The sequence below is a fragment of the Saccharopolyspora erythraea genome, assembly GCF_018141105.1.
In the GTDB taxonomy this organism is placed as follows: domain Bacteria; phylum Actinomycetota; class Actinomycetes; order Mycobacteriales; family Pseudonocardiaceae; genus Saccharopolyspora_D; species Saccharopolyspora_D erythraea_A.
Window position 1 is genome coordinate 3182222 of the sequence record NZ_CP054839.1, and the last position, 11115, is coordinate 3193336.

Below are 11115 nucleotides of genomic sequence, written 5' to 3' on the forward strand. Positions count from 1 at the left end.
GTCTGCTAGTTGGTGCTGGAGGAACTCATGGCCCGTCTGACCGCTCCGGCCCTTCGCCGGGGCCTGGACATCCTCGAAATGCTCGTCGACGAGGACGAGGGGCTGCGGGTTCCCGAGATCACGCGGCGGCTCGGGCTGCCGCGGGCCACCACGCACGAGCTCGTCAACACGCTGGCCGACCGCGGCTACGTCACCGTGTCCAAGGAGACCGGACGCGTCGCGCTCGGAATCAAGGTCCTGCGGCTCGGCGCGGGGTACGAGCGCAGCCTCGACCTCGTCGCGGTGGGGCGCGAGTGCGCGGCTGAGGTCGCGACCGCCTGCGGCGAGACGGTCCAGGTCGTCGTGCGCGACGCCGCGTTCGTCGTGTTCATCGTCCGCATCGACAGCACGCACCCGGTCCGCCTCGTGTCGCAGGCGGGCAGTCGACTACCGGCATCCTGCACCGCCGGCGGAAAGGCCCTGCTGAGCGCTCTGCCGGCAGCCGAACTCGACGCGCTGTTCCCCGACGACCGGGCACTGCAGAAGATGACGCCGAGCAGCATCGGCACCCGCCGGCGGCTGCTGGCCGACCTGGACGCGGCGCGTGAGCGCGGTTGGGCCGAAGAGAACTGCGAGTCCAACGACCACGCGGCCTGCGTCGCCGCGCCGGTGTACGACAGGTTCGGTGCCTGCGTGGCGGCTATGAGCATCTCGGTGCCTGTCGTGCGGTGGAGCGATTCCCAGAAGCAGCGCCACGTCGAGCTCGTCCTCGCGGGGGCAAAAGCGATGTCGCAACGCCTCGGGGCGCCCGGCGTTTCGTGAGCCGGTCCCCATTCACCGCTTTCCACCAGGGGTGATCACCGCACGGCCGGTGACACCTCGCGACAGCGCGGCGTACGCCTCGTTGATCTCCGGCAGCTCGTACTGCTCGCCGAGCAACCTGTCGAGTGGCAGGCGCCCGGTCTTGAACAGATCGACCAGCTTCGGGATGTCGATCGGGGTGTTGGCCGAGCCGTAAAGGCTGCCGATCAGCCGCTTCTCCTGCTGCACCAAGGGATTGATGGGCACGGGGACGGTGGCCCCCACCTTGCCGAGGCCAACGGCGACCACGGTTCCGCCGGTTCCCACGGTCTCGAATGCCTGCGCGAGGGTTTGCGGAGTGCCGACCGCGTCCAGCGACCAGGTCATCGGCTTCGGCGAGATCCTGGTGAGCTCGTCGGCCAGGTCGTGCGTGCGCACGTTGACCGCGTGGGTAGCGCCCAGTTCGAGCGCCTTTTCCAGCCTGGCGTCCACGGTGTCGGCCGCGACGATCGGGTTGGCGCCGATGAGCCGCAGGCCCATCACCGCGCTGAGGCCGACACCGCCGGCACCGATGACCACGACGCCCGCCCCGGTGGCGTCCTCCATGACGTTGAGCGCTGTGCCGGCCCCGGTCACCACGGCGCAGCCGGTGATCGCCGCGATCGCTGGTGGGACGGTCGGATCGATCACGACGACCGACCGGTCCGACACCACGCATTTCTCGGCGAAGCAGGACACTCCCATGAGGTGGTGGACCTTCTCGCCGTTCAGGCCCAGCCGCGACGTCCCGTCCAGCAGGCCGCCCGAACTCGCCTGCACCTTGCCCAGCGCGCACAGAGCGGGGCGACCGGTCATACAGAACGTGCAGTCGCCACACCGCGGGCGCCACAAGGTGACGACGGTGTCGCCGGGGCGGACCCGGGTCACGGCTTCGCCGACCCGCTCGACGACACCGGCTCCTTCGTGTCCGAGCACCGCGGGCAGGCGGCCGTTGAGATCGCCGTTCATGTAGTGCAGGTCGCTGTGGCACACCCCGGCGGCGAGCACGCGGACGAGGACCTCGCCCGGTCCGGGGTCGTCGAGGTCGACGTCCTCGACGGTCAACGGCGTACTGGGCCGGTGCAGTACTGCTGCTTTCATCGAGCCACGCCCCTTGTATGAAACTTCAGACGATGTCTTGCTGGTCGAGTATCAAGACGGAATCAGTCGCCGTCAAGGCTTTGACGAGGCTAAGGAGGCCATGCCACGGTGTACTAAGTGAGAGACAATGTTCGAAATATTAGACACAACATTGAGGGGTGTGCCTGATGACCGGTGCGACGAGCCCGCAAGTCCTTGCGCACAAGCTCGACACCGCCGCCGGCGCGTTCGAGCAGTGGAGCCGCCTCCGGCCGCCCGACCGCGCCCCGGTTCTGGAGGCCATCGCCTCGGCGCTGGAGGAGGCCGAGCCGAAGCTCGTGGTGCTCGCGGACGAGGAGACGTCCCTCGGGGAAGCCCGGCTGCACAACGAGATGGCCCGGACCGTGTTCCAGCTCCGGCTCTTCGCCCAGGTGGTGACGCGGGGCGAGTACCTGGGGGCGACGATCGACCACGCCGATCCGGCATGGCCGATGGGCCCGCGTCCCGATCTCCGCCGGGTGCTCGAACCTCTCGGCCCGGTCGTCGTCTTCGCCGCCGGCAACTTCCCGTTCGCGTTCAGCGTGGCCGGTGGGGACACCGCCTCGGTGCTCGCGGCGGGCTGCTCGGTCATCGTCAAGGTGCATTCCGGCCACCCGAAGCTTTCGGCCGCCACCGCGGAGGTTGTGCAGCACGCACTGGCCTCCGCCGGTGCGCCCGAGGGGCTCTTCGACGTTGTCTTCGGGACAGAGGCCGGCCGTGCCGTCATGGTGGACCCGCGGGTGAAGGCGGGTGCGTTCACCGGTTCGATCGAGGCGGGCCGAGCGCTGTTCGACATCGCCACCAGCCGACCGGAGCCGATTCCGTTCTTCGGTGAGCTCGGCAGCGTCAACCCGGTGTTCGTGACGAATGCCGCCGCCGAGCGGCGCGGGCCCGCGATCGTCTCGGAGTTCGTGGGGTCGTTCACGCTCGGTGCGGGACAGTTCTGCACGAAGCCCGGAATCCTGCTGGTGCCTGAGTCGGCCGAGCTCGTGGACCGGCTGCCCGGTGCGGTCCCGGACGAGCCGCTGACCCTGCTCAACGACCGCATCCGGGGCTCCTACGCCAGTGCTCTGGGGGAGTTGCGCGACACCGTGGGAGTGCGTGTCCTGGTGGATGGCCATCACGCGTCGCCGACGGTCCTGCGCACGACGTCGGCCGAGTTGCTGAGTGCTCCGCAGGCGCACCTCCGGGAGGTGTTCGGGCCGGCCGCGCTGGTCGTCGAGTACGCGGACGAGAGCGAACTGATCGAGGTGGCGAAGGTCATCGACGGGCAGCTGACCGCGTCCATCCAGGGTGAGGACGACGACGTGGTCGCAGGGGAGTTGATCCGGGTCCTGGCGGCCAAAGCCGGGCGTGTGCTGTGGAATCAGTGGCCTACCGGTGTTTCGGTCACCTTTGCCCAGCAGCACGGTGGTCCCTACCCGGCCACGACGGCGCCGGCCACGACCTCGGTAGGGACCGAGGCCATTTCCCGGTTCCTGCGGCCAGTCGCGTATCAGAACGTGCCGCAGCACCTGCTGCCGCCGGCGCTGCGCGACGCGAACCCGCTGGGGATTCCCCAGCGTGCCTGCTGAAGGCCGGGCTGCTGACGCGGAAACCCGTCGGGTGTGTGCTGGGGGCGCTGCCGACTGCGGTAGCGCCCCCGCTGGTGCCTCGCACCACCTGAGCGAATGCGATCGCATTCGCATCGCCGACCGGCGTCGGGTCCGGGCCCACGCCGTGGCTCGCAGGCCGTGCTCTGAGTGCCTGTCCTTCGACCCGGCTTCTCTGCCCCTGGCGCCGGGACAATCCCGCTTCCCGTTCAGGTGGGCAGGTTCCCGTGGCGCGCATGGATCGGGCATCGTCGTCCGCCCGCGGATCGCTCAAGGCACACGCACGTGATGCCGCGCGATCGCGGCGGTCGAGTTCAGGCCGAGCAGTTGCAGGCTGCGCGAGTACTCCTCGCGCAGGATCGTGATGGCGCGTTCCACACCGCGCTCGCCGCCGGCCATCAGGCCGTACAGGTAGGCACGGCCGATCATGACCGCGTCCGCCCCCAGCGCCATCGCGGCGATGATGTCCTGGCCGTGGGTGACGCCGCTGTCGAGGATCACCAGCGCGTCGGCGTCGAGCTCATCGCGGATTTCGGGCAGCACGGCGAGTGTGGCCGGTGTGCGGTCGAGTTGCCGCCCGCCGTGGTTGGACACGATCACACCGTCCGCGCCCGTCTCGATGGCGCGGCGTGAGTTGCGTCGGCTGAGAATTCCCTTGACCAGCAGCCGATGCGGCCAGCGAGCGCGCAGCCAGGCCAGGTGGTCGTAGCTAAGCGTCGGTTCGAACACGACGTCGGCGACCCGCACGGCGTCGATCGCGCCGCTGGCCATGCTGCTCAGCGACGCGAACGTGATCGGGGCGGTGGTCAGTTTGTTCAGCACCCAGGACGGGTGGCGGGCCATGTCGAACAGCGTCCGCGTGGTGAGCGACGGTGGGATCGTGAGGCCGTTGCGAACATCCTTGGGGTGCCTGCCCGCCACCGGGGTGTCGATGGTGAGGACCACGGTGGTGAACCCGGCCGCCAGCGCGCGGTCGAGCAGTTCCGCGTTGAGGCGCTCGTCGCGGGTCAGGTAGAGCTGGAACCAGTGCTCGCCGCCGGGAGCCGACGCGGCGATGTCCTCGACGGTGGAAGTGCCCACTGTGGACAGTGTGTAGGGCAGGCCGTGGCGGGCGGCGACGCGTGCGACCGCCGCCTCGCCCTCGTGGTGCATCATCCGGGTGTAGCCGGTCGGCGCGAAGATCAGCGGCATTGAGATCTCCCGCCCGAGCGCGCCCGTGGAAAGGTCCGGGTGGTCGACTGGGGACAGGTATTCCGGCACGAGCTCGACCGCCGCGAACGCGGCCGTGTTCCGCCGGGCGGTCAGCTCCGCGTCCGCCGCGCCGTCGACGTAGTCGAACACCGCGCGCGGAGTCGTGCGCATCGCCACCGCCCGCAGATCGCCGATGCTCAGCGCGGCGCCGAGTCGCCGTTCGACCGGGTTGAGAGTTGGTCGGCGCAGCCGGAGGAGCTTCCGGAGCTCGGTCCACCGGGGACGCTGTCGCGCGATGCGAGGCCGCTCGCGGGCTGAGGCCGGGACTGCGGCTGGAGCTTGGGGCTGGGTGGCGGTCACTCTCATGCCTCTCGATATGCGGATGCCAAAGGCCGTTCAGAGGACGACGAAATATTGGACTAAGTCTGAGAACTCGGATTGTGGTTTCAGGTATCGAGCGGAGTCAAGTCTTGACGTGCGGCTTCGGGCGGGCAACCATCTGCCTTGGTTGTCAGACGACGTCTTATATTTGAGACAAGGAGACGGAATGCGACTCGGTCTGCATGGGAAAACCGCACTCGTGTGCGCGTCCACGTCCGGGCTGGGCCGGGCGACCGCCCGGGCTCTGGCGGGAGAAGGCGTCAGCGTCGTGGTCACGGGCCGGTCGGGCGACCGAGCCGAGGAGGTGGCAGGTGAACTGCCCAACGCGGTCGGCGTGAGCTGCGACCTGCTCGCGGACGGTGGTGCGGAGCAGCTCCTCGCGGCTGCCCGCGAGGCTGTCGGCGACCTCGACATCCTCGTCCTGAACGGACCAGGTCCAGCTCCGGGGCCGGCCCGCGCCACCGACACCGCCGGGATCGAGCAGGCCATCGCCACCCTGGTCAAACCCCAGCAGATCCTGGTGCAGGGCGTCCTCCCCGCGATGCTCGAGAAGGGATGGGGCCGCGTCCTGAGCATCAGCTCGACGAGTGTGCAGGCGCCCCTGCCGAACCTCTCGCTGTCCAACCTCGGCCGGGCGGCGCTCGCCGGGTACCTGAAGACCCTCGCCACCGAGGTCGCTCCCCAGGGCGTGACGGTCAACTCCCTGCTGCCCGGGCGCATCGCGACTCCCCGCGCTCGGCAGATCGACGAAGCCACCGCCCAGCGCGCCGGCCAGTCGCTGAGCGAGGTGGAGGCCGCGTCCAAGGCCGCGATCCCGGCGGGGCGCTACGGCGAACCGGACGAGTTCGGCGCCGCGGCCGCATTTCTGTGCAGCGCACCGGCCGCATACATCACGGGCACTGCCCTCCGGTGCGACGGCGGCCTGGTGCCGGCTCTCTGACCCGGTCAGGCAGTTCCCCCGACTCCCAACGACGAGAGCGGTGAACCCGCATGAGCAACACCCACTTCGCAGCCGAAGCAGATGAACGACGCAACGAGGTGCCTCCGGCCGTCACCCGCAGAGCAGGGCTGGCCGGCATGATCGGCACCACGATCGAGTGGTACGACTTCTACATCTACGGTCTCGCCGCGGCGCTGGTCTTCGGCACGGAGTTCTTCCCCGAGTTCTCACCCGCGGCCGGCACGCTGGCCGCATTCGCCACGTTCGCGGTGGGATTCATCGTCCGCCCGCTCGGCGGTGTCATCTTCGGGCACTTCGGGGACCGCGTGGGGCGCAAGAACGCACTCATGCTCACGCTGTTCCTGATGGGCGCGGCGACCGTCCTCGTCGGCTTGCTACCTGGCTACCAGACCATCGGGATCTGGGCGCCGATCCTGCTCGTGACACTGCGCTTCCTGCAGGGCTTCGCCGTCGGCGGCGAGTGGGGCGGCGCGGTGACCATGGTTGTGGAGTCGTCGCCGCGCCACCGGCGCGGCTTCTACGGCAGCCTGCCGCAGATGGGCGTTCCCCTTGGTCTCGTGCTGTCGTCCAGCGTGTTCGCCGCGCTCTCCCTGCTGCCCGACGACGATCTCCTCACCTGGGGCTGGCGGATCCCGTTCCTGCTCAGCATCGTGTTGATCGTGGTGGGATTGTTCATCCGGTCCCACATGACCGAGACTCCGGCGTTCGTCCACGTGAAGGAGTCGGGGCGGGTGCGCAAGCTGCCGGCCGTGGAGGCGTTGCGCCACCACTGGAAGGCGATCGCCCTGACCGTCGGCATGTATGTCTCAGCCGGCGTCCCGTTCTACATCGTCTCGGTTTTCGTGCTGTCGTACGGTTCTGCCCACCTCGGCCTGTCGCGGAGCGTACTGCTGACGGGGATGCTCATCGCGGCCGTGGTCGAGGGGCTGACGGTGCCCTACTTCGGTGCGCTGTCCGACAAGCTCGGCCGACGTCCGGTGTTCCTGACCGCTGCCGCGTTCACCGCCCTGCTCGCCTTCCCGTTCTTCTGGCTGCTGGCGACCGGGCAGGTGGGACTCACCTGGCTGGCCATGCTGCTCGCGCTCGCAGTAGCGCACGCGGGTATGTACGGGCCCACCGCCGCGCTGTACGCGGAACTGTTCGGGCCGAACGTCCGGTACACCGGCACGTCGATCGGCTATCAGCTCGGCGGTGTCGTGGCAGGGTTCGTGCCGCTCGTGACGGGTGCCCTCGTCAACGCGGCAGGTGGTGCCTCCTGGCCGATCGCATCGCTGTGGGCTGTGGCGGCGCTGACCGGCCTGGTCTGCGCGTTGATCGTCCGGGAAACCCGGGGGCGCGACCTGCGTTCCGATCACGATGCGGGGCGCTGACCGCGGTCGAGCACGGGTTTCCGGACGGCCTGTGCCAGGGGTGTCGATTCGAAGGCGGGGCCGACCCTCGAGGAACCACAAGTCGGATTGGGTCGGCTTACCCCCTTCGGGCACCGTTTTGACGTGCACAGCCAGGTGCTTCTACTCCGATTCCGGCAGTGGGCGCCACGTGCCGTCGAGCGGAATGCCGGCGGCCGCCGCGATCCGGTCGCGTGATTCGACCAGTCGGGTCCTCAGCGCCGCCAGGTCCACGCCCACCAGCACGCCGTCGCGTTTGACCACGCGGCCGGCGACGAGAACGGTGTCCACCAGACCGGGATGGCCGGCGCTGACGATGGTGGCGACCGGGTCGGTGACCGGGAACACGGTCAGGTCGTCGGCGCGCAGCAGGACGAGGTCGGCGTCCTTGCCGGGCGTGATGCTGCCCGTTCGGGCGTCGAGCCCGCACGACTGGGCGGCATCGACGGTGGCGAACTCCAGCAGGTCCCGGGAGCGCAGGCCGCCGTCCAGGCCGCGCTGCGCGGCGAAGGCGGTACGCATGGTGGAGAACATGTCGCCGCCGACCGACGGGACGTCGTCGATGGACAGCGTCGGGCGCAGGCCGGCGGCCAACGCCCGGCCGGTCATGGGTGATCCGAATCCCATCTTCAGCTCGACGTCCGGGCTGATCGACACCGAACTGCCTGCGTCGGCGAGCATCCGTAGCTCTTCGTCGCTGATCCCGTTGGCGTGCACGAACGTGGTGGTGTCGCGCAGCAGACCGTGCTCGTGCAAGTCGGCGATCGGGCGCTGCGTCCCGGCGGCGACGGTGTGCAGGCTGGTGCGCAGGCCGAGTTCGGCTGCCAGCTCCAGCTCCCGGGCGACGGTGCCCATGCTGGTGTCATCGGCTCCGCGCAGGCCCAGCGCCATGGTGACCAGGCCGTCGCCGGGCAGGTCGGAGCGGACGCGGCGGATCTCGGCGTCGACGGGGGCGGGGGTGCCCCATCCGGCGCCCAGGCAGAAGATCGACCGTCCCGGCGCGTCCCGCAGAGCGGCGACGGCGGCGTCCTCGTGCTCGCGGCCCTGCGCGACGTGGTGCCAGTCCAGCATCGTGGTCACGCCGGAGTGCAGGGCCTCCAGGCGGCCGAGCAGGGTGCCCGCGTAGACGTCCTCGGGCTGGTAGTGGGGTTTGGCCGTGCCGTGCATGGCCGCCGCCCACTCGGGGAACGTCCAGTCCGCGCCGACGCCGCGGCATGAACGGCGGTGGGTGCCCGGATTCCCCAACTCCGTTCATCGACTGGAAGCCGGCTGCTCCAGCTCGTCGAGCCGTTTGCGGATCTCCGCGTTGACCGCGGACGCGTGCTCGGTCAGGTAGAAATGCCCGCCGGGGAAGGTGCGCATCCCGAACAGCGCGGAGGTGTGGTGCTTCCACCGCAACGCCTCGTCCACTGTGGTCTTCGGGTCGTCGTCGCCCACCAGGGCCCACACCGGACAGCTGACCGAGCGGTTCGGGCGCGGGGGATAGGTCTCGATCGCCTTGTAGTCGTTGCGGATGGCCGGCAGTGACATCCGCACGATCTCCTCGTCGTCCAGCGCCGCTCCGGTTCCGTTGAGCCGTCGCAGCTCGGCGAGCAAGCCCTCGTCGTCGCTTTCGTGGACCCGCTCTTCGCGGACGGTGCCGGGCGCGCGGCGGCCGGAGACGATTAGTGCCCGCGGTGGCCGGCCCGCGCCCAGCTCCAGCCGGTGCGCCACCTCGAACGCCAGCGTGGCGCCCATGCTGTGTCCGAAGAACGCCGTCGGCAGCTCGGGCTCGGACGCGAGCACCGAGGTGATCGCGTCGGCGTAGTCGTCGATCGTCTCGATGAACGGATGCCGGTGCCTGTCCTGCCTGCCCGGGTACTGCAGGACCACGACGTCGGCATGTGTGGAGTGCGCTGACGCCACCGGCCGGTAGAAGCTCGCCGATCCGCCCGCATGCGGGAAGCACACCAGCCGCACCGCGGCTTCGGGGGAGGGGAAATAGCGCCGCAGCCAGCTTCCTGGGGCTAGATCGGACACGGGCTTCCTCCGGGGGTTGGGGGCGTCAGCGCACTCGTCGCCGAGTACAGCAGCACGCGGACCGGGAAATTCCTAGTGTTGGCCGACCCGGGCGTGCGGCGCGCAGAACTTGTCGATTCCCTAGTTTCCGGCTGGATTTTCCCGGGATCGCGCTGGTTCCTTTGACATGCGGTGCGGGCGGCTGCAAGCGTCGGACACCGCTCCGGCCGGGCCGAGTCGCCCGGCGGACGCCCGTCGACCCGCCGGTGCCCGGCGCGCCTCGCCCCGCGCGAACCGCCTCCGCCGCGCCGCCCGCCGTCCGCACGGGTGCTTCGTTGTCGCAGGTGGTGGAAGGGGAACAGATGTCCCGACGTGCGCTGATCACCGGGATCACCGGCCAGGACGGCTCGTACCTGGCCGAGCACCTGCTCGCGCAGGGCTACCAGGTGTGGGGGCTGATCCGCGGCCAGGCCAACCCGCGCAAGTCGCGGATCAGCAGGCTGGCCGCCGACGTGACCTTCGTGGACGGTGACCTGATGGACCAGGGCAGCCTGGTCTCGGCGGTCGATCTGGTGCAGCCGGACGAGGTCTACAACCTCGGCGCGATCTCGTTCGTGCCGATGTCGTGGCAGCAGGCCGAGCTGGTCACCGAGGTCAACGGCATGGGCGTGCTCCGGATGCTGGAGGCGATCCGCATCGTCAGCGGGCGCGGCGGTTCGGGGGCGAACTCCGGGTCCGGCGGCGTCCGGTTCTACCAGGCGTCGTCGTCGGAGATGTTCGGCAAGGTGGCCGAGACCCCGCAGAGCGAGCGCACCACGTTCCATCCGCGCAGCCCCTACGGCGTTGCCAAGACCTACGGGCACTACATCACCCAGAACTACCGCGAGTCCTATGGCGTGTGGGGAGTGTCGGGGATCCTGTTCAACCACGAGTCGCCCCGCCGGGGCGCTGAGTTCGTCACCCGCAAGATCTCGCTCGCGGTGGCGCAGATCAAGCTCGGGCTGCAGGACAAGCTCTACCTCGGCAACCTCGACGCGGTGCGGGACTGGGGCTTCGCGGGCGACTACGTGCGGGCCATGCACCTGATGCTGCAGCAGGACGAGCCCTCGGACTTCGTGGTCGGAACCGGCCGGATGCACTCGGTGCGCGAGGCGGTGCGGATCGCTTTCGAGGCCGCCGGCCTGGACTGGGAGGAACACGTCGCCATCGACCCGGAGCTGGTGCGCCCGGCGGAGGTGGAGACGTTGTGCGCCGACTCCACGCGCGCTCGCGAGCAGCTGGGCTGGGAGCCGACCGTGGACTTCCGGGAGCTGATGACCATGATGGTCGAAAGCGACCTCCGGCAGGCATCGCGCGAGCGCGACTACGCGGCGGTGCTCTCCGCCGCGAGCTGGTGATCGACGGGTCCGCGGGCTGACGAGGCCCGGCCTGCCGTGGAGGATGCCTTCCACATCGGGCCGATCTAGGGATTTCCCTGCACTGGGTTGAGGAAACTGAGCGCATGCCGATGGGCAGGAAGCGCGTGCGACCGGCCCCGTGCTGACGTGAGTTCGCGCGCCCGGCGCGTTCGCCGTGCCCGGGCGCACCAAAACGCTCCTGGAACTGCCGCAGCGGGCGGGGCTCCGGCCCGTCCGCGGGGGCGGCCGCAGACGGGTTGAGGGTGGAA

The 11115-nt window shown here is 69.8% G+C and carries 9 protein-coding genes; 5 read left to right on the forward strand and 4 right to left on the reverse strand.

Annotation, left to right across the window (positions count from 1 at the left end; all coding sequences use genetic code 11):
• Window positions 1-27 precede the first annotated feature (27 nt).
• Complete coding sequence (locus HUO13_RS14840) at window positions 28-801, forward strand: IclR family transcriptional regulator (RefSeq protein WP_211901932.1); 774 nt, start codon at window positions 28-30, stop codon at window positions 799-801.
• Window positions 802-813: 12 nt separating this feature from the next.
• On the opposite strand, the gene HUO13_RS14845 is transcribed toward HUO13_RS14840, so the two are convergent.
• The gene (locus HUO13_RS14845; RefSeq protein ID WP_211901933.1) at window positions 814-1920 is read right to left on the reverse strand and encodes an alcohol dehydrogenase catalytic domain-containing protein; all 1107 of its coding nucleotides are present in this window, start codon (window positions 1918-1920) and stop codon (window positions 814-816) included.
• Between the two features lie 167 nt (window positions 1921-2087).
• Between HUO13_RS14845 and HUO13_RS14850 the strand changes: the two genes are divergently transcribed.
• A complete protein-coding gene (locus HUO13_RS14850) occupies window positions 2088-3512 on the forward strand; it encodes an aldehyde dehydrogenase (NADP(+)) (protein WP_211901934.1) in 1425 nt (474 codons plus the stop codon).
• Between the two features lie 288 nt (window positions 3513-3800).
• On the opposite strand, the gene HUO13_RS14855 is transcribed toward HUO13_RS14850, so the two are convergent.
• Window positions 3801-4892, reverse strand: coding sequence for an alpha-hydroxy acid oxidase (locus HUO13_RS14855; protein ID WP_249124830.1), 1092 nt, complete (start codon window positions 4890-4892; stop codon window positions 3801-3803).
• Between the two features lie 376 nt (window positions 4893-5268).
• On the opposite strand from HUO13_RS14855, the gene HUO13_RS14860 reads away from it, so the two are divergent.
• Both HUO13_RS14860 and HUO13_RS14865 read left to right on the forward strand, forming a co-directional pair.
• Window positions 5269-6042, forward strand: coding sequence for an SDR family oxidoreductase (locus tag HUO13_RS14860; protein WP_211901936.1), 774 nt, complete (start codon window positions 5269-5271; stop codon window positions 6040-6042).
• A 50-nt stretch (window positions 6043-6092) separates the two neighbouring features.
• Window positions 6093-7433: an MFS transporter gene (locus HUO13_RS14865; RefSeq protein ID WP_211901937.1), complete on the forward strand. Its 1341-nt coding sequence runs from the start codon at window positions 6093-6095 to the stop codon at window positions 7431-7433.
• 141 nt (window positions 7434-7574) lie between these two features.
• Here the strand turns inward: HUO13_RS14865 and HUO13_RS14870 are convergent, their stop codons facing one another.
• A complete protein-coding gene (locus tag HUO13_RS14870) occupies window positions 7575-8696 on the reverse strand; it encodes an amidohydrolase family protein (RefSeq protein WP_249124831.1) in 1122 nt (373 codons plus the stop codon).
• A gap of 6 nt (window positions 8697-8702) precedes the next feature.
• Entirely contained in the window at window positions 8703-9470 is a 768-nt protein-coding gene (locus HUO13_RS14875; protein ID WP_211901938.1) for a thioesterase II family protein, read from the reverse strand.
• Between the two features lie 341 nt (window positions 9471-9811).
• Here HUO13_RS14875 and HUO13_RS14880 point away from each other — a divergent pair, with 341 nt between their 5' ends.
• Window positions 9812-10846: a GDP-mannose 4,6-dehydratase gene (locus HUO13_RS14880; protein WP_211901939.1), complete on the forward strand. Its 1035-nt coding sequence runs from the start codon at window positions 9812-9814 to the stop codon at window positions 10844-10846.
• The last annotated feature ends 269 nt before the right edge of the window (window positions 10847-11115 follow it).

Excerpts from the sequence above, each read along its gene's own strand:
- HUO13_RS14840 (WP_211901932.1), top strand. The coding sequence starts at position 28 with ATGGCCCGTCTGACCGCTCCGGCCCTTCGCCGGGGCCTGGACATCCTC.
- HUO13_RS14845 (WP_211901933.1), bottom strand. The coding sequence starts at position 1,920 with ATGAAAGCAGCAGTACTGCACCGGCCCAGTACGCCGTTGACCGTCGAG.
- HUO13_RS14850 (WP_211901934.1), top strand. The coding sequence starts at position 2,088 with ATGACCGGTGCGACGAGCCCGCAAGTCCTTGCGCACAAGCTCGACACC.
- HUO13_RS14855 (WP_249124830.1), bottom strand. The coding sequence starts at position 4,892 with ATGCGCACGACTCCGCGCGCGGTGTTCGACTACGTCGACGGCGCGGCG.
- HUO13_RS14860 (WP_211901936.1), top strand. The coding sequence starts at position 5,269 with ATGCGACTCGGTCTGCATGGGAAAACCGCACTCGTGTGCGCGTCCACG.
- HUO13_RS14865 (WP_211901937.1), top strand. The coding sequence starts at position 6,093 with ATGAGCAACACCCACTTCGCAGCCGAAGCAGATGAACGACGCAACGAG.
- HUO13_RS14880 (WP_211901939.1), top strand. The coding sequence starts at position 9,812 with ATGTCCCGACGTGCGCTGATCACCGGGATCACCGGCCAGGACGGCTCG.